Here is a 25360-nt window from a genome sequence, read left to right as displayed (position 1 = left end):
ACACTCGCCCCGCCACCGACTCCCCCACGCTCGGCGCCGAAAACCGCGTTGCCGCCCTTCTGCACGCGGCGCGGCGCCCGCTCCGGCAGCACGCACCCGTCCTGGCGATGTACGGCGTCCTGAAGCTCATCGGATTCGCCGTCTTCCTGCACCTGCTGGACGCGGCAGGAGAGTTCCGCAAGAGGGACCCGCGCTTCGGCGGCGGCGCCCACGCCTGGGACGTCCTGGCCAGCTGGGACGGCTGGTGGTACCAGCAGATCGCCGCCCACGGCTACGACCCCGCACTCGTCCGGATCCCCGAGGCCTCGGGTCTGATCACCCTGGAAGGCAACTCAGCCGCCTTCTTCCCGCTCTACCCGGCCGCCATGAGGCTGGTCTCCTCCTGCACGGGCCTTGGCCTGTACGGCGCCGGACTGCTGGTCTCGATCCTCGCCTCGTTCGTCGCCGCACTCGGCATCTACGCCGTCACCGCCCGCTTCGGCGGCCGGCGCGCGGGGCTCGCCGCGGCCGGACTGTGGGCGGTGTGGCCCGGTTCCGGCACCGAGTGGTCGGGGTACTCGGAGTCGCTCTACGTCGCCCTGGCCGTCTGGGCCTGCCATGCGGTCATGAGCGACCGCTGGCTGACCGCGGGCGTGCTCACCTTCACCGCGGGGCTGGCCCGCCCCACCGCACTCGCACTCATCGCCGCACTCACCGTCGCGGCACTGCGGACGCTGCACCACCGTCACGAGGACGTCGCCCGCCCGATGACCGCGATCCTCATCGCCCCACTCGGCCTCATGGGCTACCTCCTCTGGGTCGGAGACCGGATGGGCGACCTCACCGGCTACTTCCGACTGCAGAAGGGCGCCTGGGCGCACACCTTCGACTACGGCAAACAGACCCTCGACGTCTTCACGTCCCTCGCCGTGGGCCGCACCGACTACCTCTTCCCGAGCCCGTTCGAAGACGTCATCGGCGTGCTGGTCGTCCTGACGGGTCTGCTGCTGATCCCGTTCCTGATCCGGCTCCGCCCGCCCGCCGTGCTGACCGTCTACACCGTCCTCACCTTCGTCCTCGTCCTGGGCAGCCAGCAGATCTTCGGCAACGTCTCGCGCTATCTGCTCCCCGCCTTCCCCCTGTTCATCCCGCTGGCCGTACGACTCCGCACGGTCGGCCTGCCCCTGCTGTGCACACTCCTGGCCATCGTGGCAGCGGCCTCGGGCTCCTACGCCGGCTACGCACTGTTCGAACTCGGAGTCCCCTGACAGCCCGTCACCCTTGCGTCTCCGTCGAGCTGTTGGCCGCCTCAGACCATGTGACGCAGGCTCGTCCCACTCATCCCCCGCCTTCCGGATACGGCAGAGGCCCGCCATCGCCATGACGGGCATGGCCGGATCGATATCCGATCGCGTGGGCTCGTCTCCCGCTGGCACCCTGTCGTCATGGACCACGCAGAAGTGCTGCTCATCGGAGGACGTGCCGGTGTCGGCAAGACGACGGTCGGGTGGGAGGTCTCGGCGCTGCTGCGTGCCTTGGCGGTCGCTCACGCGGTCATCGACGGTGACTTCATGGGTCAGGTGCATCCGGCGCCGGAGGGGGACCCTCACCGCGCGGAGATCACCGAGATCAACCTGGCCGCCGTGTGGGCGAACTTCGCCCGGCGCGGCTACCGGCGTCTGATCTACACGAACACCACGAGCGTGCTGCCGGAGGCGACGGGCATGTTCGAGCGTGCCATGGGCGCCGGAGTGAGGATCGTACGAGTCCTGCTGACCGCCTCCGACGCGACCGCCCACGAGCGGCTGGTGGGTCGGGAACTGGGCTCGGAGCTGGGACAGGAGCTGGAGGGAAGCGTCCGCAAGGCGCGGCTTCTGGATCAGCGGGCCCCGGCAGGGACCGTGCGCGTGGCGACGGACGGGCGGGGCGTCGTCGACATCGCGCGGGAGGTCGTCACCGCCACTGGTTGGGCCGGGCCCCACACCATCCACACCTAAATTCGTGTGGTCACCACTGCGCTCAGCAGATAGACGAGCATGCACAGGAACACCGCTGCCATCACGCCGGCCACGACCCTGAGAAGATCCGGAGTCATCCTCGGCCTGGCCGTGACGGGGTTCTTGCGATCCAAGTAGTCGTAGACCCAGAGACCGAAGTTGCGATAGTCGACGGCGACGAGGAGACAGAGACCTCCCAGCAGGGCGAGCCAGCTCAGCAGGAAGAGGGCTTCGACCCAGCCGACAGGCGCCACCACCGGCTGCCCCGCAAGCACCACAGACCCGCCCACAGCGCCTTCCGTTTCCACCGCTCTTCATGTTCCCGCTGACGTTCCTCAGACGCCCGAGGGATCGGCAAGGTTGTACGACCCGATCAACCGGTCTCCGTCTCGTCGCGTGCCGTCGCGTGACGCAGTTCGACGCAGCATTCGCCGGGGCGCGGAGCCAGCACGGCCTCGACCGCCGGAGCGCGGAGTCCTTGCAGGTAGCCGGTGAGGAAGGCGTGGTTCATGCCACACACCAGGTCGGGAGCCTGGGCGGCGAGCGGGTGGAAGGGGCAGTTGCGCAGTCGCAGGCGGTCGGGCGCCTCGCGTGCGGGCTCGAAGCCGTGCCGGTCGAGCATGCGCTCGCACAGGGTCAGGCCGCGCTCGGCACCGAGCCGGCCGAGGCGCAACTGGGTGCGTTCCTCCTCGCCGAGCTCTTCGCCCCTTCGCCCGGCGGTGCGCATCGCCGCCTGGACCGCCGTCTCGTGCTCGCCTTCGGTCACGACCGCCTGCACGAGCAGGTCGGCCAGAAGCTCGTGGCGGCGGTCGGGGATGCTGACGCGGATCGGCGTGTCGGTGGGTTCGTAGACCTTGGGCCGGCGGCCCACCTTGCGGACACCCTCGGGAGAGGCGTAGCGGGCGCGCAGCAGGCCCGCGTCGACGAGCTTGTCCAGGTGGAACGCGGCGAGTTTGCGAGAGATCCCGGCGCTGGCGGCCGCCTCGTCGCGTGTGACGGGGCAACGGGCGCGGCGGATGAAGGCGAACATCTGCCGCCGGGTGCCCTCGCCGAGCGCGCTGACGGAGTCGATCGCGGCGTCACCGGAAGAGGCCGGCGGGGTCATGTCTGAGCTCACGCCCTCACCGTACCTCCAGACCGTCGCCGTCAAGGGCCCGGTAACGCCAATAATTGTCGCCCAGAGCCCGAATACAAGCACATGAGCTGCCACCCTTGACCACGCCACCGAATAAGACCAAGCTTCATTGGTGAAATAAGGAGGTGGCCCCGATGACCCAGCCGCATCAGGCCAAGCAGCCGGTCAGTGCCGCGCTCGCCGGTCCCTACGGGCACCCGTTCCACCCGATCCTGGTCACCGTGCCGCTCGGAGCCTGGGCCGCAGGCCTGGTCTTCGACATCGCCTCCCACCTCGTGAAGGAACCGGAGTTCCTGTCCCGCGGAGCGATGTGGCTCATCGCCCTGGGCGTGATCGGGGCTCTGGCCGCCGCCATGGTCGGCTTCCTGGACCTGTTCGCCATCCCCACCGGCACGCGTGCCTTCCGGGTCGGCCTGGTCCACATGACGCTGAACCTGCTGGTGACCGCCGCCTACCTCGGCAATTTCCTGTGGCGGCACGCCGGTGGAGGGCCCTCCGGCAGCGTGGCGCCGGGGCCGCTGGCGCTCAACGCCGCCGCTTTCGCCGTCCTGGGCGTCTCGGGATGGCTGGGCGGCAAGCTGTCCTACCGCTACGGCGTCCGCGTCGCCGACGAGGTGACCCAGTCGGAGGGGTTCACCCCCGCGCACACCGGGTCACAGGGCCGTACGGGCTGACCGACCGCTCTTGCCCCGCTCCTGTCCGGCATCGGCCGTGGCAGCCTCTTTCTCCCCGACTGGAGTTCTCATGGACATCGCCGCACTGATCACCTGGGTGATCACCGCTCTCGGCGGTTTCTACCTGCTCGGCACCTGGCTCTCGCGGGGCGGTGCCCGCGGCGGCACCAGCCACCTCCCGGTCCCGGTGGTCTTCGGTCACTTCGCGCTCGCCGCGCTCGGCCTGGTCGTATGGATCGTCTACGTCGTCGCCGACAAGGAGGCCCTGGCCTGGGCCGCCTTCATCCTGCTGGTGCCCGTCGCGCTGCTCGGCTTCGTCATGCTGGCCCGCTGGATCCCGGTCCACCGCACGCACGACACCGTCCCGGCCGGCGCGGGACAGGACGTTCCCGCCGAGCGGCACTTCCCCCTCGTCGTGATCCTGGCTCACGGACTGTTCGCCGTGGTGACCGTGGTGCTCGTCCTGCTGTCCGCTCTGAGCATCGGGGCCAGCTGACATGTCCCAGCAGGACGCCGCCCTGCCGCACTCGTCCGAGCCGATCCCGCAGGCTCCTGCCCTGCATGTGGTCTCCCCCGTCGGGCAGGAGGCCGATCTGGCAGCCGCCGAGCAGGCCGCCGCACAGTTCTTGCGGGCCCTCGGCATCAGCACCGACTCCGAGAGCCTGCGCGGTACCCCCGGCCGCATGGCGCGCGCCTACGCCGAACTGTTCTCCCCCCGCCCGTTCGACCTGACGACCTTCCCCAACGACGAGGGGTACGACGAACTGGTCCTGGCCCGCAACATCCCCCTGCGCTCGGTGTGCGAGCACCACCTGCTGCCCTTCGTCGGCACCGCCCACATCGGCTACCTCCCGGGCCGGCGCATCCTGGGACTGTCGAAGCTCGCCCGCATCCTGGAACACTTCGCCTGCCGTCCGCAGGTGCAGGAGCGCCTGACCAAACAGGTCGCGGACTGGCTGCAGAGCCAACTGCGGCCCAAAGGCGTCGGGGTCGTCATCCAGGCCGAACACACCTGCATGACCCTGCGGGGCGTCCAGGCCACCGGCACCACCACCCTGACCTCCACCCTCCTGGGCCTGCTGCGCACCGACGCCCGCTCGCGCAGCGAATTCCTCACCCTGACCGGCCTGCCCGGCTGACCTCCGCCGCGAAGGCCCCTCGCCGCCGTCGGTAGACTGCACACCCGTGGCGGACACCCAGTACGAAGACCTGTTGCGGCTGGTGCTCACCTCCGGGACGGCCAAGGCCGACCGGACGGGCACCGGCACCCGAAGTGTCTTCGGGCACCAGCTGCGCTACGACCTCTCGCAGGGATTCCCCCTGGTCACCACCAAGAAGGTGCACCTCAAATCCATCGTGTACGAGCTGCTGTGGTTCCTGCGCGGCGACTCGAACGTCGGCTGGCTGCGCGAGAACGGTGTCACCATCTGGGACGAATGGGCCGACGCGGACGGTGAGCTCGGCCCGGTCTACGGCGCGCAGTGGCGCTCCTGGCCCACCCCGGACGGCCGCCACATCGACCAGATCGGCGACGTCCTCGACACCCTGCGCCGTGACCCCGACTCCCGCCGGATGCTCGTCTCCGCCTGGAACGTCGCGGAGCTGGACAAGATGGCCCTGGCGCCGTGTCACGCCTTCTTCCAGTTCTACGTCGCCGACGGCAAGCTCTCCTGCCAGCTGTACCAGCGCAGTGCGGACCTGTTCCTCGGCGTCCCGTTCAACATCGCCAGCTACGCCCTGCTCACGCACATGGTGGCCCAGCAGACCGGCCTCGAGGCGGGCGACTTCATCTGGACGGGCGGCGACTGCCACGTCTACGACAACCACGTCGAGCAGGTGACCGAGCAGCTCTCGCGCACGCCGTTCGCGTTTCCCCGTCTGCGTCTGCGCCGAGCGGAGTCGCTGTTCGACTACGCCTACTCCGATGTGGAGCTGCTCGACTACCGGCACCACCCGGCCATCAAAGCCCCCGTCGCGGTGTGACGGCCCATCGGCCGAAGAGACGGGAATCAAAGACTCGAAACCGACCGGCGCGCGGTTGCCCGGGCCGGTCGGGGCCCGGGCAACCGCGTACCGCTGGTGTGGGTCAGGGTGTCAGCTGCCAGCGAGCGATGTAACCGACGTCGATGGACGCCCGGTCCTGCACGCGCAGCTTCCACGTGCCGTTGAGCGGCTGTGCGGAGGCGTCGACGGTGAAGGTCTGGTCGACGTTGTCGGCGGAGCCGCCGCTGCGATTGAGCAGGGAGTACACGGTGCCGTTCGGGCCGACCAGGTCGACGGTCAGGTCACCGCGGTAGGTGTGGACGATGTTGACGTAGACGGAGGTCGTCGCGGAGGCGTTGCCGTCGCGGCCGGTGATGGTGACCGGTGATTCCACGGCGGGCCCGTTGTCGGGGATGTCCACGCGGGCGGCGTTGGCGTAGACGTAGGCGATGCGCCAGGTGAAGGTCTTCGAGGCGGACGCCCCCGTGCTGTCCGTCACCTTGATCGTGACGTCACTCGTGCCGAGGGTGGTCGGCGTGCCGCTGATCAGACCGCTCGGGCTGATGCTCAGGCCGTCGGGCAGCCCGGTGGCCTCGTAGGTCAGGGACGCCGCGGTGTTGGTGGTGTAGGCGTCCACTTGGAGGCTGACCGCCTGGCCGATGCCGCTGACCTGGTCGCCGACCGGGGCGAGGTTGACGCCGAGGGCGACGCGGTTGCCGACGTTGATCGCCGCCCACGCGTCGGCGACCGCGAGGTAGGTCGGGCTGTAGGCGCCGAAGAGGTCGGCGGCGGCGGACAGGGTGGCGGTGCGGGCTCCGGCGTAGTCGGTCGTGGAGGTCATGTACGTCGTCAGCGCGCGGTACCAGACGGCGGCGGCGTTCCGGATGCCGATGCCGGTGACGGGCTGACCGTCGTACGTCGGGCTGTCGTAGGAGACGCCGTTGACGGTCTTCGCGCCGCTGCCCTCGGAGAGCAGGTAGAAGAAGTGGTTCGCGGGGCCCGAGGAGTAGTGGACGTCGATGCTGCCCAGGGTGGAGCTCCAACTGTCGCGGGAGGCACCGTCCTTGGAGGGCTTGTCCATGTAACGCAGCGGTGTGCCGTCGCCGTTGATGTCGATCTTCTCGCCGACGAGGTAGTCGCCGGGGTCGGCCGGGAGGTTCTCGTAGAACTCCACGGCGGCGGCGAAGATGTCGGACGTCGCCTCGTTCAGGCCACCGGACTCACCTGAGTAGTTCAGGCCCGCGGTGGCGGCGGTGACACCGTGGCTCATCTCGTGGGCCGCCACGTCCAGGGCGGTCAGGGGGTGGGTGTTGCCGGAGCCGTCGCCGTAGGTCATGCAGAAGCAGGAGTCCTGCCAGAAGGCGTTGACGTAGTTGCTGCCGTAGTGGGCGCGGCTGTAGGCGGCGACGCCGTCGTTGCGGATGCCGTTGCGGCCGTAGGTGTCCTTGTAGTAGTCCCAGGTGGCCGCGGCGCCGAAGGCCACGTCGACGCCGGCGGTCTGACGGTTCGACGGCAGGCCGTCGCCCCAGGCATCGTTGTCATCGGTGAACAGCGTGCCGGTTCCCGACGTTCCCTGGTTGAGGTCGTACGTCTTGTGCCCCGCGCGGTCGGGGTCGACGAGCTGGTACGTCGATCCCGACGGGGTGGTGCCCAACGGAACCGTGCCGACGTACTGGCCGGTGCCCGTGCCGGTCTCCACCTTCTGCGCGGCCAGCAGCTGCTTGCCGGTGCGGGCGTCGGTGACGACCTGCAACTCACTGGGTGTGCCGTCCGGTTGGACGCCTTCGACGACGCTTTCCCAGGCCAGGACGGGCTTGCCGGTGGCCGCCCAGACCACCCGGCGGGGCTTCTTCCCGGTCTCGGAGCCGGTGACCTTGGCGCGCTTCGAGGCGGCCTCGGCCCGGTCGACGGCGCCGGCCGCGGTGATCTTCGAACGGAGCGAGGGCACCGAGAGCGCCCCCCGGTGGGCCTTGGTGACGGTGAGGCGGCCGCTCTTGTCGTGGACGACGAGGTCGCCGCCGAGCACGGGCAGGCCCGCATAGGTGCGCTCGTAGCGCGTGTGCGTCGTGCCGTCGGCGTCCTTGATGACGTCCTTGACGAGCAGCTTCTCCTTGGAGCCGAGGCCGAGGTGCCGCGCCGTGTCCGCGGCCGCGGACTGCGCGTTCTTGACCAGTGCCGCGCGGCGGGCGGGTGTCAGGGAGGCAGGGAGGGCACCGGCGCGCGGTTTGGCGGTGATCTTCACGGGGCTCGGGGCCGCGGGGGCGGCGCCGGCGTGACCGGCGACGGCGAGGCTGAGCAGGGACCCGACGGAGGCGAGGGCGAGGGCAGTGGCGCGTCTGCGCCGCAGGAGGGCGCGGGGTCGCAGGGGCAACGGAACTCCTTCAGGACGACGGCCCGTTGTGGGGGCCGTGGACGGCACGGAGCGGCAGGGTGCGCCGGTCCGGAGGCTGCACGGCATGCGGGTGGAAGGAGGTGGGGGGTGGAGGGGGTGGTGCCGCGGCTGTGCCGCGTGAGGAACCTGTCAAGGAACGGTGAACTTCCGCAGAAGGGTGACACTCGCCGGCGTTCACTGTCATGCCTTGGTCAAGGCAACGGCTTGAATTGGCCAGGAAGATCAGGCAAATCGGACCGCTTGCGGCAGGTTTTCAGCCGCGACCGGACACCGCGCGCCGGCTGCGGCCGACCGACGAGGGCGATCGACGACTACCAACTCGCCCTGCAACAAGCAGACTTGCTCTCGGTCGCGCCGCCCTCGTCTTCGCAGCGTTCGCGGCGCTGTTCGGACTTCAGCAGGGCAACGCCTGTGCCCTGGAGGCGACCTGCTTCACCGCCGACGGAGACGCCGGCGGCAAGTGCTGCTACGTCTGGCATCAGGATTCCACTGGCCAGCGCGTCGATTCGGTGAAGTTCGATGCGCTGGGCGAATGTCTGACCATCGCCGAGGGGACTTCGGTGAAGCTGGAGTCGTGCCAGACCGACAACGGCAAGGAGTACGACTGCCACACGGAGTGGGCTGTGGCCTGATCCGCCGTCCGTCCAGATCCAGAAGCTGCCGGAGTTTTCCCGGCGGCCACTTCGCGGGCATGTACTCCAGCGGTCGGTAGTCAGGCCCCATTGCCTCAGCGAGGCGTCAGCGCGCCCGCGATCTGCTCCGCCCAGCCGTCGATCTCGTCCCAGTCGCGGTGGTCGCCGTACCGGCAGCCCATCAGCCGGAACATCGACCGGCCGCGACGCGACAGATGCTCGGGCCGGATGACGCCGGAGAACAGCCGATGCCCGCGCGCGGGGAACGGAGCCGCGAGATCCGCCTCGATGACGGGCATCTCCTTGTACATCAGCCGCTTCCACGGGCCGCGCAGCGCACCCGGCATGCCCACGCTGAACAGCCACACCGGCCGGGAGCCGGGAGCGGCGATGTCTCGGCGTACGAAGGTCCGTGCCGCGTGCAGCCACTTCTGATCATGCACGGCACTGCCGACGACGAACGCGTCGTACCCACTGACCTCGTCGACCGCCTCCACCGCGCGCACATCGACCTCCACCCCCGCCGCCCGCATCCTCGATCCGATGCGGTGGGCGATCTCGCGCGTGGATCCGTGAGCGGTCGCGTATGCCACCAGAACAGTCATGGCGATCCTCCACGACAGGCGGCACCGCCTCTCGGCCGCGCCGCGGCGAACGTCCGCCAAGTCCACCGAACGCCACCCCGCCAGAGCTGCACAGGGGCCGTTGGGCCTGTCCCGACACCATCCGGCCCAGACGCCCGCCGGCCCAGGCACCGTCCGGCGCAAGCATCATCCGGCACCGCCGCCCGGACCGGACGCGGGAACCGCCCCTGCGCCGGCCCCGCGAGCGCGGGCAAGGGCGCGGAGCGACGGGTCAAGTCGCGGGCCACAAAGTCTCCACAAGGCACAGCCATGCTGGCCACGTGGCAGCGAGCGGCCCGGCGAACCGGGCCGGCCACAGGGCCGGGCGGCAGCCGGCGGACCGTCCGCGGGACCGTCCCGCCCAGGCGTCACCGACCCGGTCACCGCACCCCTTCACCGCCCGCCAGGGAGCACCCCATGCCCGCACTGACGCACCAGACCGCACCCACGCAGTTCGTCGAGGCGGACGGCGTCCGTTACGCCTACCGCCGGCTCGGCCCGGAAGGCACCGTCCCGCTGGTGATGCTGCAGCACTTCACCGGCAACCTCGACAACTGGGACCCCGCCCTCGTCGACGCGCTGGCCACCGAGCGCGAGGTCGTCCTCGTCGACTATCCCGGTGTGTCCGCCTCCACCGGCACGCCCGCCACCACGGTGGCCGCCATGGCCCGGCAGATGATCACGTTCACCGTGGCGCTCGGCCTGGACCACATCGACCTGCTGGGGTTCTCCATCGGCGGCTTCGTCGCGCAGGACATGGCGCTGATCCGACCGCGGCTGATCCGCCGCCTGGTGCTGGCCGGCACCGGACCCAAGGGAGCGCCGGGCATGCACGGCTGGCGCAAGGACATCGAGGCGCACGCCCGCGCCGAGACGCCCACCGGCGAGGACCTGCTTTACATCTTCTTCGCCCACACCGAGACCAGCCAGGCCAAGGGCGTCGAGTTCCTGGGCCGTTTCACGGCGCGCACCGAGGACCGGGACACGCCCAGCAGCCTAGCCTCGCGCGACGCCCAGTACGACGCCGTACTGGAGTGGGGCATCCCCGACCACGGCGCGCTGCAGCGGCTGACCGGCATCGAGTGCCCCACCCTCATCGTGCAGGGCGACAACGACCTGATGATCCCCACCCGGGTCAGCCACCTGCTGGCGGGCCTCATCCCGGACGCGCGGATCCACATCTACCCGGACGCCGCGCACGCGTCGCTGTTCCAGTACCCCACCGAGGTGGCCAAGGACGTCAACGACTTCCTCGGCTGACCCCACCCGTCCTTCCACCGCCTCACCACCTCCAGGAGCAGCACCATGTCCGACCTTCTCGACACCGTCTTCGACGCCCACGGCGGCCGCGCCCGCTGGGAAGAGGCACGGCGGATCAGCGCCCGCCAGTTCTTCGGCGGCGCCCTGTGGGGCATGAAGGGCCACCCCGGAGCGCTCGACGACGTCGACGTGACCGTGGACCTGCACCGGCAGCACGTCCGGCAGGAGCCCTTCTTCCAGGACGGCCACCACGTGTCGTTCGCACCGGACCGCGTCGCGGTGGAGGACGCCGACGGCGGCCTCGTGGAGGAACTCCTCGACCCGCGCGCCTCCTTCGCCGGGCACGACCTGACGACCCCGTGGACCAGGCTGCAGCTCGCCTACTTCTCCGGCAGCGCGATGTGGACCTACCTGGCCGAGCCGCTGTCACTGACCTTCCCCGGCGTGTGCACCGAGGAGATCGGGACATGGACCGAGAACGGGGAGAAGTTCCGTCGCCTGCGCGTCGCCTTCCCCGACACCATCGCAACCCTGAGCAGCGAGCAGACCCTCTACGTCGACGGCTCGGGTCTGATCCGCCGACGCGACTACAGCGTCGCGATCGCCGGCGACACCCCTGCGGTCCACTACATCTCGGGTCACCAGGAGGTCTCCGGACTGGTCGTCCCCACCACTCGGATGATCTACAGCCGTGACGAGAACGGCCACAGGGTGCCCGAGCCGCTGGTCGTCTCGGTGCGCCTGGAGAACGTCACCGTCTCCTGACCACTCCGCAGCCGCGCCCCCGCCCGTACAAGGAAGACAGACAGCCATGAACGACATCTCAGCCGCATCCTCAGGTTCGTTCACCCTCGGCGGTGAACTGCGGGTCAACCGGCTCGGCTACGGCACCATGCAGCTGACGGGCCCCGGCGTGTGGGGTCCCTTCCCCGACCAGGCCAGGGGGGTGCGGGTGTTGCGCCGCGCCGTGGAACTCGGTGTGACGCTGTTCGACACCGCAGACTCCTACGGTCCCGGGACGGCCGAGGAACTGCTGCGCACGGCGCTGCACCCCTATCCGGAGAACCTGGTGATCGCCACGAAGGCCGGCCTGACCCGGCCGGGCCCCGGCCAGTGGCAGGCGAACGGCCGCCCCGCGCACCTGCGCCGCCAGGCCGAGTCCAGCCTGCGCAGGCTCGGCCTGGAGCGCATCCCGCTCTTCCAGCTGCACCGCATCGATCCCTCGGTGCCGTTCGACGACCAGATCGGCGTTCTGAAGGAGCTGCGCGACGAGGGCAAGATCGCGCACGTCGGTCTCTCCGAGGTCGGTGTGGACGAGCTGGAGCGGGCCCGCGGCATCGTGCCCATCGCCTCCGTGCAGAACCTGTACAACGTCGCCCAGCGCGACTCCGAGGACGTGCTGCGCTACGCGGAGGCCCACGACATCGCGTTCCTGCCCTGGTTCCCGCTGGCCACCGGCCAGTTGGCCCGGCCGGGCGGTCCGCTCGACCGGGTCGCGGCCCATCTGGGCGCCTCGCCGTCGCAGGCTGCGCTGGCCTGGCTGCTGCGCCGCTCGCCCGTCGTGCTGCCGATTCCCGGCACGTCCTCGGTGGAGCACCTGCAGGACAACGTGGCGGCGGCCGCACTGGAGATGTCGCAGGCCGACTTCGAGGCGCTCAGCGACCCGTTCTCCCGCGGCTGAGACGACGGCGTCCCGCCCGCGGCGGCCCTGGCGTGGACCACCCCGCCGCCGCGCCCGCCACCTGCATGGCCCAACCGTCACGCTCGCCCCAGGCGCCCCACCAGTGCCCCTCCATGACGCCCACCGGACGAGGCACGGCCCGCGCCGGCCGGTCGTCGACCGCCATCGCTTAAGTCAATAGACAGATTCCCCGCGCGCCGATCGGAGGCAAGCTGGGGAAGTCGCTCGGCGCCGCACCGGCCACACGGCCTCAGGTCGGCCCGCCGCCGACCGTGCCCGCAGACAACGTCACACCCTGAGAGGGGAACACCATGCCGTTCATCACCGTCGGCCAGGAGAACACCACCGACATCGAGCTGTACTACGAGGACCACGGCAGCGGACAGCCGGTCGTGCTGATCCACGGCTTCCCGCTCGACGGGCACTCCTGGGAGAAGCAGAGCGCGGCCCTGCTCGCCGCCGGCTACCGCGTCATCACCTACGACCGTCGCGGCTTCGGCCAGTCCAGCCAGGTCACCACCGGCTACGACTACGACACCTTCGCCGCCGATCTCCACAAGGTCCTGGAGACCCTGGACCTCAACGACGCCGTCCTCGTCGGCTTCTCCATGGGCACCGGCGAGGTCGGCCGCTACGTCGGCACGTACGGCACCGCCCGCATCGCCAAGGTCGCCTTCCTCGCCTCCCTGGAACCGTACCTGCTCAAGACAGACGACAACCCGACGGGCGCCGCGCCCGAGGAGTTCTTCCAGGGCATCTCCGACACCGTCAAGGCGGACCGGTACGCCTACTACACCGCCTTCTACAAAGACTTCTACAACCTCGACGACAACCTCGGCATCCGCATCAGCGAGGAAGCCGTGCGCAACAGCTGGAACGTGGCCGCGGGCGGAGGATCGTACGCCGCGTCGGCCGCCCCGCTGACCTGGTACACCGACTTCCGTCAGGACATCCCGAAGATCGACGTCCCGGCGCTCATCCTCCACGGGACCGCCGACAACATCCTGCCCATCGACTCCACCGCCCGGCCCTTCCACAAGGCGCTCCCGCACGCCGACTACGTCGAGGTCGAGGGCGCTCCCCACGGCCTGCTGTGGACGCACGCCGAAGAGGTCAACAGCGCGCTGCTCGCCTTCCTCGGCAAGTAGCCGCTCCGGACGGGCCTCACCTCCCCGCGGCCGAGGCGGGGCCCACGCCGGTCCCGGCGGTACGACGCCGCGGTGAGCCGGCCCGTCGGCCCGGGCGCCGACGCCACCAGACACCTACCGATGGAATACGCAACGACATGGCGACCTCTTTCCCCGAAATAGGCGACGGTGCCGAGGACCTCGCGGTCGCCGCGGCGCCCCGGCTGACCGACGAGCAGTTCAGCAGTGCGGTCCGCTACGCGCGGCGGGAGGAGGTGGCCGCCGGACAGGTCCTCTTCGACATCGGGGACGACTCAGGGGACCTCGTGCTGTGCGGCAGCGCCCGGCTGGAGGCGCTGTGCCCCGCCGCGGCCGCGGACTGCGAGGACGTCTTCTTCAACTACGGACCCGGTCAGTTCGCCGGTGAGCTCGCGCTGCTGACGGGACAGCGGCAGACCCTGACCGTGCGGGTGAGCGAGGCGGGCACGATCCACCGCGTGAACGCGCGGGCCCTGCGCCTGCTGATGCAGCAGGAGACCGAGTTGTCCGACCTCCTCCTGCGCACGTTCCTGGCCCGCCGTCGGCTGCTGCGGCAGGCCACCGAACAGACACTGCGCCTGGTGGGGGACGCCGACTCCGCGGCGGGCATGGCTCTGCGCACCTTCCTGGCCCGTCAGGGAGTCCCCTATGCCTGGGTGGAGGACGATTCGATCGCGGCCGACACCATCCGGGCCGCGACCGGATCGACGACGGCCGATCTGCCGCTGGCCCTGATCGGCGACGACGTGATGCCGCGGGTCAGTCCAGGGTCGCTCAGCGAGCGGCTCAACCTGGCCTACCGCCGCACCGGCCCCGCGACGGCGGACCTGGCCGTCGTGGGCGCTGGTCCGGCCGGCCTGGCGGCCGCCGTGTACGGGGCCTCCGAAGGGCTCCAGACCGTGCTGCTCGACGCGGTCGCCACCGGCGGCCAGGCCGCCACCAGCGCGCGGATCGAGAACTACCTGGGGTTTCCCTTCGGCCTCAGCGGCGCCGACCTGGCCGCGCGAGCGGCGGTGCAGGCACTGAAGTTCGGGGCGCAGATCGCGAGCCCCTGCCCGGTGGCGGCTTTGGAGACGGACGGGGGCGCGCACACGGTGACCCTGGCCGACGGCACCCGCATCCGCGCCCGCGCGGTCGTGCTGGCCACCGGCGCCTCCTACCGCGCGCTGCCCGTGGACCGCTGGGCCGAGCTGACGGGCAACGGCATCTACTACGCGGCCACCGACCTGGAGGCGCAGCCGATGGCCGGCCGCCCGGTGCTCGTCGTCGGCGGCGCGAACTCCGCCGGGCAGGCGGCTCTTCATCTGGCGCGCTACGCGGCCGACGTGACCCTGGCACTGCGCGGCGGTGACCTCGGAGCACGGATGTCCTCCTACCTCGTGGACCGCATCGTCAGCGACCCGCGCATCACGGTCCTCACCCGGACCGAGGTGGCCGAACTGCACGGCGGGACCCGCCTGGAGGGCGTCACCGTGGCCGAGCGCGGCGGTGGCGCGACGCGCCGGATCCCGTGCGCGGGACTGTTCTGCTTCATCGGCGCCGAACCGGCCACCGGCTGGCTGACCCACGTGGCCCTGGACGAGGCGGGGTTCATCCCGACCGACCGGGCGCTGACACCGGCCGTGCGGGGATCGCGGTGGCGGGACCTGGGGCGCGAGCCGCTGCCGTACGAGACCAGCGTTCCCGGGGTGTTCGCGGCCGGGGACGTACGGGCGGAGTCGATGAAGCGGGTCGCGGCGGCGGCCGGCGACGGCGCGAGCGCGGTCCGCTCGGTACACCAGTACCTCTCCCTGGCCACCCACGGCTGAGCTGTGCCAGCACGGCCGGAGCGTCCGACGGCGCGCAGCGACGGCGGGCACCGGCTTCTCTTCCGGCACCCCGAGAACAGTCCCCAGGCGATCTCGTCGATGTGGTCCTCCCCCCATGTCCGCAACTGCGCCAGCGGCCCGGCCACGCTGCGGCCGAGGTCGGTGAGGGGTACTCGACGTGCAGCGGGACGGCGGGGTGGATGATCCGGTCCACGCCGGGCGCCGACGCCCGCTTCCACACCGTGGACGAGCGCATCGTGGGCCGCAAGCCCGCGAGCCTCACCTTCGCCGAGGCGACGGCCCTGCCGCTGACATCCCTCACCGCATGGGAGGGCCTCTTCGAGCACCTCGGTCTGCACCACGGCGGCGCGCGGTGTCGGCGCGATGGTGGCCCAGTCGGCCCGCGCGCTGACCAGCCTCACCGTGATCGGCACCGCCTGAGCCACTGGCCCCGCAGGGTGGCCGAACTGGCGCCCGGCACGGTGGACTTCGTCTTCAGCACCGGCACGGATCGCAGCCTCGCCGCCTACGCGGACATCCTGAAGCCGCGCGGCAAGCTCGTCGCCCTCGACGCCTTCGGCCCGGTAGAGATCGGCTTGCTGAAGTCCAAGAGCATCTCCTTCCAGGGAGTTCATGTTCACCCGCTCACCTGCGTGAAGCCCACCGCATCCTGGAATCCGGCAAGGCCATCGGCAAGATCACGCTGAGCGGCTTCTGAGCGGCACCCCCCGGAAAGCGGCATCGACGAGCAGGGAGAACATCGTCGCTCCCGCGTCCACAAACGCTCCACTGACCGCGCCTACGGTGGCACGGACCCAGCACCCCACCCCACCGCGGCGCGGTCCGCGCGGCCCGTCGAGCACGCTGCGGCATCCGCACCGGGCCGGCCGCACCGGCGAACCGCCGGCACGGGTCGCCGACAGGAACGGAGCAGCACACATGCTGTCGATCGACGTCTTCACCAGCGACTACAAGCCCATCGCCGCCACGGCGCCGGGCTGGGACGCACGGCAGCGGGCCACCTGGCCCGCCAGCACGGCCACCCTCGTGCACGGACGGCGCGAGGCCGCCCTCGTCGACGCGCTCATCACCGCCGAGGAGGCCCGCGACCTGACCGAGTGGATCCGGGCCACGGGCAAGATCCTCACCACGGTGTACGTCACCCACGGTCACGCGGACCACTTCCTGGGGCTGTCCGTCGTCCTCGACGCGTTCCCCGACGCGGTGGCCGTGGCACTGCCCGAGGTGGTGCCGCACGCCGAGGAGCAACTGAGCGCCCCGTACCTGGCCTATTGGGAGTCTCTGTTCCCGGGGCGGCTGCCCCACCGGCACGTGTGCCCGCGCCCGCTGGACGGCGACGTGATCGACGTCGACGGGCACGAGCTCAGGCCGGTGCGGGTGGGGCAGAGCGACACCGATCCCTCCACCGTGGTGCACGTGCCGGACCTCGACGCGGTGGTGGGCGGCGACGTCGCCTACAACGGCATCCACATGTGGCTCGCCCAGACGGATCGGACGGCGCGCGACCGCTGGCAGCGCGCCCTGGACGTCGTCGAGGACCTGCGTCCGCACCGGCTGGTGGCCGGACATCAGCCTCCCGGCGCCGACGAGACGGACCCGGCAGGAGTGATCGCGGCCTCCCGCCGCTACCTGAGCGACTTCGACGCCGCGGTGCGGGCCGGCGACAGCGCCGCCGACGTGATCCGCACGATGACCGCGGCCCACGGCGAGCGCGGCAACCCCTACACCCTGTACGTCTCGGCCACCTCCCAGTACCCGGCCGGCGCATCCTGAGTGCCCGGGGGCGGCCGGTCAGGCTCCCATGCCGCTGAGCGCGTCGCGGAGCTGAGCGCGGTTGGTGATGCCCAGCTTGGGATAGGTCTGGTACAGGTGGAAGCCGATGGTGCGGGCGGACAGCAGCAGCCGTTCGCCGATCTGACGGTTGGTCAGTCCGGTGGCCGCCAGTCTCGCGATCTGCAACTGCTGAGGAGTCAGCCGGTCGATCCCGCGTGACGCACCGCCGTCGCCGTGCACGCTCACCCCGCAGGCGCGCAGTTCCGCCGAGGTCCGCTCCACCCAGGGGCGGGCACCCAGTTGCTCGAAGACCGTCAGCGCACCCGCCAGTTCCGTGCGCGCCTCCGTGGTGCGGCGCCTGCGGCGCAGCCACTCGCCGTACTCGAGCAGGACGACCGCCCGCTCGAAGGGCCACTGTTCGCCCGCAGGGTCGCGCAGCGCGGCGGCGAACAGCTCCTCCGTGCTGTCGTCCTCGGCGAGGACCGCGCCCGCCCTGCGGACCAGCAGCAGCATCCGCGGGGACATGTGACCTTCCAGTCGGCGCCACACCGCGTCCAACACCTGGGCGGCGTCCTGCTGCTTGCCGACCCGCACGGCCGCGGCCGCAAGGTCACCGATGGCGTAGTAGGAGGCGTGATAGTGCACCGGTTGCGGGTCCGGCCCGACCGAGAAGAGGCTGCGCAGCAGTTCGTACTCCAGGGCGTGGTTGCCCTCCGCCCCGGCCACGGCCGCGCGCACCCAGCTCGCGCGGACCCCCAGCGCACGGCTCTCCGCCGGGTCCACCCCCTCCACGGCACGGTCGATGGCCTTTCGCGCCTCGTCGGACCGGCCCCGCAGGGCCAGCAGTGCCGCCGCGACGAACATCGCGGCGCGGCCCGCCATCTCCAGGCCGTTCTCCGCGGCGACCCGGCGGGCGTCCTCGGCCGAGGCCCACGCCGCTTCCCACGCACCGGTCTCGAACTGCGCCAGTGCCAGCGCCTGTCCGAGGGTGGCGTTGGATCCGACGGTCGTGGCGGACTGGAGGTGCTCCATGGCGGCCCCCAGGAGCCGGACCGCGGTGGCCGTCTCGTCCAGCACCCAGGCCGCGCCACCCATGATGGTCAGCTGGTCGACCTTGCGGTCGGGGTCGGCCAGGCAGCGCCGCAGCAGTTCGAGGGAGGTCTCACGCGCGGCGAAGGGGTCGCAGCAGGCACGGGTCCAGACCTGGTCGAAGTCCCGGCCCGCGTCGACCGGGATCCGGGCGAGCAGATCGAGCATCTGCCGTCGGTCGTCCTCCTCACCGGTGGTGTAGACGACGAAGGCCGCATGCCCGACCGCGGTCAGCGCCTTGACCGGCGCAGCCTTCACCACCTCCTCGGCCAGCGGAAGCAGATGGGACAGCGCCGCCTTCTGACGCGTCGTCGCCGCCAACGCCCAGCCGGTCCACAGGCGGGCCGTCATCAGCATGGCCTCGTCGTCGGTCGCCGACACCACGCCCGCGGCCAGCTGCTCCACCCAGAGCGGTTCGCCGGCGTTCATGGCCAGTTCGATGGCCTCCAGCAGCCGTCGCGCCCGTTGCGTTCCCTCGGGACTGAGTTCGGCGGCCCGCTCCAGGGCAGCCGCGGCCACGCGATACCCGCCTCGGCGACGGGCCCGGCCCGCGGTCTCCTCGAGGGCCGCGGCGATCGACTCGTCCGGCACCAGGGTCGCGGCGGCCAGGTGCCAGGCCCGCCGGTCCGGATCGCCGTCGAGCATCTGGGCCAGGGACAGGTGGACCTCACGGCGGGCCGCGAAGGAGGCCGAGCCGTAGATCGCCGACCGCATCAAGGGATGCCGGAAGACCACCCGGCCGCTCTCCAGCCGTATCAGCCCGGCCTCCTCGGCGACCGACCACGTCTCCACGTCCGCCGACGCCGAGGCCGCGGCCGCGAGAAGGGCCGCGGGCATGTCGGGGGCGTCCGCCGCGGCGGCGAACAGCAGCACCCGACGGGTCTGCGTCGGCAGTCCGGCCAGGCGCTCGGCGAACATGTCCTCCAGGCGTGCGGTGAGCGGAAGCGTCTCGGCGGGCCCGGCCGAAGCGAGCGGATACGCGGCTCCGGCCGTGGCGCGGGCGAGCTCCACCAGGGCCAGTGGATTGCCGACGGCCTGGCGCAGTACGTGCTCCCTCAACCGCCCGTGCGGCGATCGCGGCTGGGCGTCGAGGAGGCGTTCGGCGGCCTCGCCGTCCAGCGGCGGCACGGGCAGGAGAACGAAGTCCGCCCCGAACTGCCGCGGAACGGCCTCGCCGCGCACGCCCATCAGCAGATGCACCGGCTCACCGGAAACCCGCCGTGCGACGAAGGCCAGCGCGTCGAGCGAACAGGCGTCCAGCCACTGCGCGTCGTCGGCGACGAGCAGCAGCGGCTGCTCGGCGGCGGCCTCCGAGAGCAGGGTCAGCACGGCCAGGTTGATCAGCAGCCGCCCGGGCAGGTCCTGGCCGGCCCACGGTTCGCCCTCGCCGCAGCCGAAGACGGCCAGCAGGGCTCGCCGTTGCGCCGGCGGCAGCGCGTGGACGCCGTCCCGGACCGGCTCGAGCAGCTGGTGCAGGCCGGCGAAGGCGAGGTCGCGTTCACCCTGGTGTCCCGCACAGCGCAGCACGCGGACACCTCGGCCGGACGCCTGCCGTGCCGCCACGTTCAGCAGCGTGCTCTTGCCCGATCCGGCCTCGCCCTGGACGACGAGCGTCGTGGGGTGCGCATCCGGGTGGGCGGCCGAGAGGAACTCCCGCAGACAGGTCAGCTCGGCCTCACGTCCGACGATGCCCGTAGCCCGCTCGGCGTCGTCTCCCGCAGCCATGCCACCTCCCGGCTGGACGTCGTCGCAAGGGCGAGCGCCCATTCACCCGAAGAGGGAGCCTAGCAGGACATTTCGTGAGGTCACATGGCTACGGGAAGCACCGCGGACGGCCCCGCCGGACGCTCGTCGCCGTCGGCCGGGCACCTCGACGGGAGGCGGCAGAAGGAGGACCCAGATCCCCCGCCGAACACCCCACCGCACGAGAGCCCTACCCCGACGGGGACCGTGCGCGGACCCGGTCGTCGCCCTGCCTGCCGGACGGGGCCGCCGAATGGGGCGGTCGCGCGAGACCGCCGAGCCCCACGGCCGCCAGGAACGCCTGCGCGTCGTCTGTGTCGGGGCCCGCGCCCACCACGGCCTCGCCGGACACTGCGCCGAGGCCGGGACGAGAAACGCGCGGCAACAGGTCTGTCAGCTCGGGCACCGGTGCCTGCGCCCTGCCACGGTCGGCACTCGGACGCTGCACGACGGCCCACCGGTCCCGTGGCACGCGCCCCCGTTCGGCGGCGTAGGCCAGGATCAGCGGGTGGACCTCGTACCGGTCGGGACCCAGGGCCGTCAGCAGTCGGGCACGGACCAGATCGCCCACGGCCGCCGCGGCCGCCGACGCCGACAGGCCTGTCGCGATCGCCAGGTCGGAGGTGGCGAAGTCCAGCCTCCCGTGGGAGGGCAGCAGACGGAACGCTCGGGCCGCGTCGGGGCTCAGAGTGCGGTGGGACCGGGCGAAGGCGGCGCGGAGGTCGTTGCCGCGGTCGTCGTCACTGAATACGTCCAGGCCCTTGGTGGCGTCGGCCAGTTCCGCCACCGTCCGCCTCGACAGACCGCCGGCACGACCGACCGCACGAGCGGCCACGATGCTGAGGGCCAGGGGCAGACGGCCACACCGCTCGACGATCTCCTCGATGACGCCGGTGTCCGCGTCGGAGCCGAACCCGACCCGTTCGGCGAGACATCCGACCGCCTCCGCCGCCGAGAACACGCCGAGACCGATCATCCGCGCACCATGGGCCGCGGCCAGCCCGCTCAGCCGCCCTCGGCCGGTGATCACGACCATGCACCGCGGCGCGCCGGGCAGCAGCGGTCGTACCTGTTCCACGTCACGGACGTCGTCCAGCACCACCAGGACGCTGCGGGTGGCCAGCACGCTGCGGAACAGCGCCGCTCTGGACCGGGTCGTGCGCGGAATGCGCTGCCGCTCCACGCCGAGTGATTCCAGGAACGCGTACAGGACCTCACCTGGATCGAACGGGCCGCCCTCGCCGGCGGTGAAGCCGCCGAGGTCGGCGAAGAGCTGGCCGTCCGGGAAGCGCGCGGCCACGCGGTGGGCCAGGCGGACCGCCAAGGCGGTTTTGCCGACGCCGGGAATGCCGTCGATCGCCAGCACACGCAGGGCTCCGCTCGTCTGCCCGGCGAGGGCCATCCCCTGCTCCAGCGCCCGTTCCCGGCCGACGAAACAGGGCAGGTCGGCAGGTAGTTGAGCCGGCACCGGATACGGCGGCCCGACCGCGGGCCCGCCGCCCGGCGGGCCGTCGAGGTCCGCGCCCACGACGGCGCCCTGCGGCCCGGAGCGGCCCCGGTGCTCGTGTTCGCCACCCCGCAGGACGTGCTCGTGCGCGGCACGCAGCTCCGCCCCGGGCTCCACTCCGAGTTCCTCCCGCAGCATGGCGCTGACGCGCCGGTACAGCAGCAGCGCCTCGGCCTGGCGGCCGTGCGAGGCGAGCAGGAGCAACAGGCGTGCCTGCAGACCCTCGTCCCAAGGGTGGCGTTGCGCCGCCTGGCGCACGGCCGCCAGGACGGACGCGGGCGGATCGCCGTGCAGGGCGGCGTCCGCCGCCTCCGACACGGCCGCGACGTACTCGTTGTCCACGGAGGTGAACAGCGGGTGGGTGCCGACGGCGGCCTCCAGGTCGGCGGCGCAGCGTCCCTGCCACTGTTCCAGGGCCGAGCCGAACCGGTTCGCCGCTTCCCGCGCGTCGCCTGCCGCGGCCACAGCACGCGCGTGTCGCACCGCTGCTCGGAACGCCAGCAGGTCGAGCCGGTCCGCATCGACCCGGAGCGCATATCCGCCGGCCTGCCGTACGAGCCACCGTCCCGGCGCCCGGGCCGGCAGCCCCGGCTCCAGCAGGCGCCGCAGCGCGCCCACGTAACGGTGCACCGCGTTGACCGCGCTGCGTGGCGGGTCCTCCTCCCAGAGCAGGGCCACCAGTTCCGTCAACGAGACGGGACGTCCGGCGCGGGCCAGCAGCGCGGCCAGGACCAGCCGCTGCTGACGAGGCCCGAGCGGCACCTCCTGCCCCGCCCGCCACACGCGGACGGGTCCCAGGACGGCGAAGCGGACGGCCTCGCCGGGAGGTTCCGTGATCGGTGCTTCCGCTGTCACGGGCATCGGCGGACCGCCCCCGCCCGTCCGTGCCGCAGGCCCGCGTGCACCGGGCGCCCGGGGTGGTACGCCGCCGGGACGCGCCGTGCGCTGGTCGGTTCTGTGCTGTCCATGACGGTCTCCCCTCGTTCCTCGGCGGCCCGGCGCCACCGGTCGGTGGGCGGCGCGCGGATGCTCAACCTCCGTGTGAAAGCCGAGTGACGCGTCCTCCGGCCCTGGCCGCCCGACCAACGTAGGTCGGGCCGCCACGTCAGCCATCGGTCGGATGACTCACTGCCGCGTCGAGTACGTCCGCGGACGGCGCCCGTGGGACGGACGGCGCGGCGCCGTCACGGGCGGCATGCACCGGCAAGGGAACGCCGGTCCGGCGGAAGGCCGCGCGGCATTCGTACACGAGTCATTCGACGGATGCGCGTCCGGAGGCGCGGGACGATGCTGGGGCACGGCGGCACACACCCGCGACGTGCTGGGGGTCCGGTCGCCGTACGCGCAGCGGTACACCTTCGAGGAGGACGCACAGTCATGATCGATCCCGGTGATGTCGTGGAGGACGTCGACCTGCTGGTCGTGGGCGGCGGGAAGGCGGGGAAGACCCTGGCCATGGACATGGCGCGGGCCGGTCGCAGGGTCGTCATGGTCGAGCGCGGCATGATCGGCGGCACGTGCATCAACGTGGCGTGCATACCCACCAAGTCCCTGGTCACCAGCGCCCGGCTGGCTCGCCGGGCCGCTGCCGCGCAGTCGCTCGGACTCAGTCTGGGCAAGCTCGAGGTCGACCTGCCGATGCTGCGCTCCCACAAGGAGGGCGTGGTGGCGGACATGGTCGAGCTCAACCACCGCCAGTTCCTGGACAGCGGGATGGACCTCGTCCTCGGCACGGCCCGCTTCGTGGCCGAGCGGACGGTCGAGATCGATGTGAACGACGGCGGGCGCCGCATCGTGCGCGGCGCGGACGTCGTGATCAACACCGGTACGGTGCCGCGGCTGCCCTCGCTGCCGGGACTGGCCGACGTCCGGCCGCTGACGAGCGAGACGCTCCTGGGGCTGGCGCGGATCCCGGAGCGGCTGGCGGTGATCGGCGGCGGCTATGTCGGCCTGGAGTTCGCGCAGATGTTCGCGGCCTTCGGAAGCCGGGTCACCGTGCTCGACCACAACCCCCGCCTGCTGCCGCACGAGGACGCCGACATCGCCGGGGTGCTCACCGACTGCCTGCGCCAGGACGGTGTCGACGTGCTCGTGGGCGCCGCCGTCAAGGAGGTCTCCCGGGACGAGGAGCAGTCCGTGCGCCTGGTGCTGGAGGACGGCCGGACCCTCGTCGCGGACGACGTGCTCGTGGCCGTCGGCCGTGAACCGGTCACCCGCGACCTCGGCCTGGACGCGGCGGGCGTACGGACCGACGAGCGCGGTTTCATCCGTGTCGACGACACCCTCGCCACCGACGCCCCGCACACCTGGGCCGTGGGCGACGTGGCGGGCAGTCCGCAGTTCACCCATGTCTCGCTGGACGACTACCGGATCGTGAAGGCCAACATCGAGGGCGGTTCGCGCAGCACAGCCGGACGCCTGGTCCCGTGGAACCTGTTCACCGACCCGGAACTCGCCCGGGTGGGGCTCACCGAGGAACAGGCCCGTGCCACCGGCCGTGACATCCGGGTCGCCAAGCTGCCGGTCGACGCCATACCCCGCGCCCGCACGCTGCGCGAGACCCGGGGCCTGTGGAAGGCGGTCGTCGACCGGCGGACCGAGGAGATCCTCGGTGTGGCGCTCCTCGGCCCCGAATCCTCGGAGGTGCTCAGCGTGGTGCAGACGGCGATGTGGGCCGGCATGCCCTTCACCCGGCTCCGCGACGGACTGATCGCCCATCCGACCATGGCGGAAGGACTGAACGCGCTGTTCACCAAGTGGGTGGACTGACGCCATGCTCGGGGGCAGCGAACGTGGTCCGGTGCCCCCACGTCTCGCGCCCGGAAGCCGATGGGCGCGGCCGGTGAGCGGATCACGGATGGCTTGCCTCGTCGGAGTCCCGGCCCCTCGCGCAGGCGTCCCTGATGGTCCACGCCGCTGAACGCTCAGCTCAAGAAGGTCGTCACGTCCTGCGCGAACTGCCGGTGATGCTGGAAGAGGAAGCCGTGGCCGGCATCGGGGTAGATCTTCACCTGTGCGTTCGGCAGCAGACCGGCCAGCAGGTGGAGCAGCCGCGCAGGCGCGACGAGGTCACGATCCCCTCCGGCCACGAACACGGGATGGCCGACGCCGGCGAGGCGCTGCAGGGACCGGTGGTCCGGGACGCCCCACTCGACCACGGCCTCGTACTGCGCGGCGCGGCCGGCCGTCGTGAGGGGAAGATCGCGGTCGTCCTCGCGTTCGATGCCCCGGCCTATGGACCCGAGTCCGCTGCGCTGGCTCGTCCGGGTGTGGTTGAAGAAGGTGTAGAGGTAGTCCTGGATACTGCAAGGCTCGACATCGGCGTGCGCGAGCACATCGTCCGGGTAGCCGTGCGTCCCCGTGGCACCCCGGGGAGCAGTGCCCGCGAGGATCAGGCGGCGCACCGCGGCTGGGCGCAGCAACGCCATCTCCTGGGCGGTGAAGCCGCCCATCGAGTAGCCCAGTACGTCGGGCCGGCGCACATCCAGGGCGTCCAGGAAGGCGAAGGTGTCAGCGGCCAGTTCACGCACGGTGCGGCAGATCCGCCCGGTGCTGAGTCCCACCCCGGCGTTGTCGAAGACGATGACGTCCCGCTCGGCGGACAGGGCGTCGATGAGAGCGCCGTCCCAGCTGTCGAGTGTGCCGCGGAAGTGCTGCAACAGGACGAGGGGGGAGGCTCCCGTGGGACCGCTGCGCCGGTAGGCGTACCGCACCCCGTCAGCAGCCTTGATCACCTGGTTGGGAGCATCCACATACATGTCGGTTCCTCGGCAGTCGGTCAGGCGGGGAGGTCGGGCGGCACACGGGGACGTCGTCGAGTGTGCCCGCCGGTCCGGGCCCGGCCATCGGCCATATGACCGTAGGCGCGGGCGCCGGGTCCTCACCGATTCCGCGTCC

Annotated in this window: 22 protein-coding genes; 15 read left to right on the top strand and 7 right to left on the bottom strand. The window is 71.5% G+C overall.

Annotation, left to right across the window (positions count from 1 at the left end):
* Positions 1-107: 107 nt before the first annotated feature.
* Both M8J74_RS17155 and M8J74_RS17150 read left to right on the top strand, forming a co-directional pair.
* A complete protein-coding gene (locus M8J74_RS17155) occupies positions 108-1247 on the top strand; it encodes a putative hexosyltransferase (protein WP_372500203.1) in 1140 nt (379 codons plus the stop codon).
* A gap of 177 nt (positions 1248-1424) precedes the next feature.
* Entirely contained in the window at positions 1425-1976 is a 552-nt protein-coding gene (locus M8J74_RS17150; protein ID WP_249837237.1) for an AAA family ATPase, read from the top strand.
* Here M8J74_RS17150 and M8J74_RS17145 read toward each other — a convergent pair.
* Positions 1973-2284 (bottom strand): hypothetical protein, encoded by a 312-nt coding sequence (locus tag M8J74_RS17145; RefSeq protein WP_249837236.1) that lies wholly within the window; start codon positions 2282-2284, stop codon positions 1973-1975. The two genes, M8J74_RS17150 and M8J74_RS17145, sit on opposite strands and share 4 nt — an antisense overlap.
* A gap of 65 nt (positions 2285-2349) precedes the next feature.
* Complete coding sequence (locus M8J74_RS17140) at positions 2350-3093, bottom strand: helix-turn-helix transcriptional regulator (protein WP_249837235.1); 744 nt, start codon at positions 3091-3093, stop codon at positions 2350-2352.
* Between the two features lie 152 nt (positions 3094-3245).
* Between M8J74_RS17140 and M8J74_RS17135 the strand changes: the two genes are divergently transcribed.
* The 4 genes from M8J74_RS17135 to M8J74_RS17120 all read left to right on the top strand — a co-directional run bounded on the left by M8J74_RS17135 (position 3246) and on the right by M8J74_RS17120 (position 5768).
* Positions 3246-3785, top strand: a complete 540-nt coding sequence (locus M8J74_RS17135; protein ID WP_249837234.1) for a DUF2231 domain-containing protein — start codon at positions 3246-3248, stop codon at positions 3783-3785.
* Positions 3786-3855: 70 nt separating this feature from the next.
* Positions 3856-4281, top strand: coding sequence for a hypothetical protein (locus M8J74_RS17130; RefSeq protein ID WP_249837233.1), 426 nt, complete (start codon positions 3856-3858; stop codon positions 4279-4281).
* A 1-nt stretch (position 4282) separates the two neighbouring features.
* Complete coding sequence (gene folE / locus M8J74_RS17125) at positions 4283-4924, top strand: GTP cyclohydrolase I FolE (protein WP_249837232.1); 642 nt, start codon at positions 4283-4285, stop codon at positions 4922-4924.
* 46 nt (positions 4925-4970) lie between these two features.
* Entirely contained in the window at positions 4971-5768 is a 798-nt protein-coding gene (locus tag M8J74_RS17120; RefSeq protein WP_249837231.1) for a thymidylate synthase, read from the top strand.
* Positions 5769-5871: 103 nt separating this feature from the next.
* Here the strand turns inward: M8J74_RS17120 and M8J74_RS17115 are convergent, their stop codons facing one another.
* Positions 5872-8139 carry a M4 family metallopeptidase gene (locus M8J74_RS17115; protein WP_249837230.1) on the bottom strand — a complete coding sequence of 756 codons (2268 nt, stop codon included), beginning with the start codon at positions 8137-8139 and terminating at the stop codon, positions 5872-5874.
* A gap of 230 nt (positions 8140-8369) precedes the next feature.
* On the opposite strand from M8J74_RS17115, the gene M8J74_RS17110 reads away from it, so the two are divergent.
* Positions 8370-8792, top strand: a complete 423-nt coding sequence (locus M8J74_RS17110; protein WP_249837229.1) for a hypothetical protein — start codon at positions 8370-8372, stop codon at positions 8790-8792.
* A gap of 95 nt (positions 8793-8887) precedes the next feature.
* Here the strand turns inward: M8J74_RS17110 and M8J74_RS17105 are convergent, their stop codons facing one another.
* A complete protein-coding gene (locus M8J74_RS17105) occupies positions 8888-9397 on the bottom strand; it encodes a flavodoxin domain-containing protein (protein WP_249837228.1) in 510 nt (169 codons plus the stop codon).
* Positions 9398-9832: 435 nt separating this feature from the next.
* Between M8J74_RS17105 and M8J74_RS17100 the strand changes: the two genes are divergently transcribed.
* From M8J74_RS17100 to M8J74_RS17070, 7 genes are all read left to right on the top strand, one after another.
* Positions 9833-10675 carry an alpha/beta fold hydrolase gene (locus M8J74_RS17100; protein WP_249837227.1) on the top strand — a complete coding sequence of 281 codons (843 nt, stop codon included), beginning with the start codon at positions 9833-9835 and terminating at the stop codon, positions 10673-10675.
* A gap of 45 nt (positions 10676-10720) precedes the next feature.
* Positions 10721-11440 (top strand): hypothetical protein, encoded by a 720-nt coding sequence (locus tag M8J74_RS17095; protein ID WP_249837226.1) that lies wholly within the window; start codon positions 10721-10723, stop codon positions 11438-11440.
* A gap of 46 nt (positions 11441-11486) precedes the next feature.
* Complete coding sequence (locus M8J74_RS17090; protein WP_249837225.1) at positions 11487-12356, top strand: aldo/keto reductase; 870 nt, start codon at positions 11487-11489, stop codon at positions 12354-12356.
* A 311-nt stretch (positions 12357-12667) separates the two neighbouring features.
* The gene (locus M8J74_RS17085) at positions 12668-13504 is read left to right on the top strand and encodes an alpha/beta fold hydrolase (protein WP_249837224.1); all 837 of its coding nucleotides are present in this window, start codon (positions 12668-12670) and stop codon (positions 13502-13504) included.
* A 137-nt stretch (positions 13505-13641) separates the two neighbouring features.
* A complete protein-coding gene (locus M8J74_RS17080) occupies positions 13642-15330 on the top strand; it encodes an FAD-dependent oxidoreductase (protein ID WP_249837223.1) in 1689 nt (562 codons plus the stop codon).
* Between the two features lie 200 nt (positions 15331-15530).
* Entirely contained in the window at positions 15531-16037 is a 507-nt protein-coding gene (locus tag M8J74_RS17075) for an MDR/zinc-dependent alcohol dehydrogenase-like family protein (RefSeq protein ID WP_249837222.1), read from the top strand.
* A gap of 232 nt (positions 16038-16269) precedes the next feature.
* Positions 16270-17124: an MBL fold metallo-hydrolase gene (locus tag M8J74_RS17070; RefSeq protein ID WP_249837221.1), complete on the top strand. Its 855-nt coding sequence runs from the start codon at positions 16270-16272 to the stop codon at positions 17122-17124.
* Positions 17125-17142: 18 nt separating this feature from the next.
* On the opposite strand, the gene M8J74_RS17065 is transcribed toward M8J74_RS17070, so the two are convergent.
* Entirely contained in the window at positions 17143-19938 is a 2796-nt protein-coding gene (locus M8J74_RS17065; protein ID WP_249837220.1) for an ATP-binding protein, read from the bottom strand.
* Positions 19939-20146: 208 nt separating this feature from the next.
* A complete protein-coding gene (locus M8J74_RS17060) occupies positions 20147-22324 on the bottom strand; it encodes an AfsR/SARP family transcriptional regulator (RefSeq protein ID WP_372500197.1) in 2178 nt (725 codons plus the stop codon).
* Positions 22325-22840: 516 nt separating this feature from the next.
* Between M8J74_RS17060 and M8J74_RS17055 the strand changes: the two genes are divergently transcribed.
* Positions 22841-24232: a dihydrolipoyl dehydrogenase family protein gene (locus tag M8J74_RS17055; RefSeq protein WP_249837218.1), complete on the top strand. Its 1392-nt coding sequence runs from the start codon at positions 22841-22843 to the stop codon at positions 24230-24232.
* A 155-nt stretch (positions 24233-24387) separates the two neighbouring features.
* On the opposite strand, the gene M8J74_RS17050 is transcribed toward M8J74_RS17055, so the two are convergent.
* Positions 24388-25221, bottom strand: coding sequence for an alpha/beta fold hydrolase (locus M8J74_RS17050; protein ID WP_249837217.1), 834 nt, complete (start codon positions 25219-25221; stop codon positions 24388-24390).
* Positions 25222-25360 lie beyond the last annotated feature (139 nt).

It is taken from the genome of Streptomyces panaciradicis (genome assembly GCF_023516615.1).
Lineage (GTDB): Bacteria > Actinomycetota > Actinomycetes > Streptomycetales > Streptomycetaceae > Streptomyces > Streptomyces panaciradicis.
Note: the sequence above shows the minus strand (reverse complement) of the source record. Positions and strands in the feature narration are given on the sequence as shown.

Coding starts and splice junctions, on each gene's coding strand:
- M8J74_RS17100 (WP_249837227.1), top strand. CDS start 9,833: ATGCCCGCACTGACGCACCAGACCGCACCCACGCAGTTCGTCGAGGCG.
- M8J74_RS17065 (WP_249837220.1), bottom strand. CDS start 19,938: ATGGCTGCGGGAGACGACGCCGAGCGGGCTACGGGCATCGTCGGACGT.
- M8J74_RS17085 (WP_249837224.1), top strand. CDS start 12,668: ATGCCGTTCATCACCGTCGGCCAGGAGAACACCACCGACATCGAGCTG.
- M8J74_RS17090 (WP_249837225.1), top strand. CDS start 11,487: ATGAACGACATCTCAGCCGCATCCTCAGGTTCGTTCACCCTCGGCGGT.
- M8J74_RS17060 (WP_372500197.1), bottom strand. CDS start 22,324: ATGCCCGTGACAGCGGAAGCACCGATCACGGAACCTCCCGGCGAGGCC.
- M8J74_RS17070 (WP_249837221.1), top strand. CDS start 16,270: ATGCTGTCGATCGACGTCTTCACCAGCGACTACAAGCCCATCGCCGCC.
- M8J74_RS17130 (WP_249837233.1), top strand. CDS start 3,856: ATGGACATCGCCGCACTGATCACCTGGGTGATCACCGCTCTCGGCGGT.
- M8J74_RS17135 (WP_249837234.1), top strand. CDS start 3,246: ATGACCCAGCCGCATCAGGCCAAGCAGCCGGTCAGTGCCGCGCTCGCC.
- M8J74_RS17105 (WP_249837228.1), bottom strand. CDS start 9,397: ATGACTGTTCTGGTGGCATACGCGACCGCTCACGGATCCACGCGCGAG.
- M8J74_RS17050 (WP_249837217.1), bottom strand. CDS start 25,221: ATGTATGTGGATGCTCCCAACCAGGTGATCAAGGCTGCTGACGGGGTG.
- M8J74_RS17055 (WP_249837218.1), top strand. CDS start 22,841: ATGATCGATCCCGGTGATGTCGTGGAGGACGTCGACCTGCTGGTCGTG.
- M8J74_RS17095 (WP_249837226.1), top strand. CDS start 10,721: ATGTCCGACCTTCTCGACACCGTCTTCGACGCCCACGGCGGCCGCGCC.
- folE (WP_249837232.1), top strand. CDS start 4,283: ATGTCCCAGCAGGACGCCGCCCTGCCGCACTCGTCCGAGCCGATCCCG.
- M8J74_RS17080 (WP_249837223.1), top strand. CDS start 13,642: ATGGCGACCTCTTTCCCCGAAATAGGCGACGGTGCCGAGGACCTCGCG.
- M8J74_RS17155 (WP_372500203.1), top strand. CDS start 108: ATGTACGGCGTCCTGAAGCTCATCGGATTCGCCGTCTTCCTGCACCTG.
- M8J74_RS17150 (WP_249837237.1), top strand. CDS start 1,425: ATGGACCACGCAGAAGTGCTGCTCATCGGAGGACGTGCCGGTGTCGGC.
- M8J74_RS17075 (WP_249837222.1), top strand. CDS start 15,531: ATGATCCGGTCCACGCCGGGCGCCGACGCCCGCTTCCACACCGTGGAC.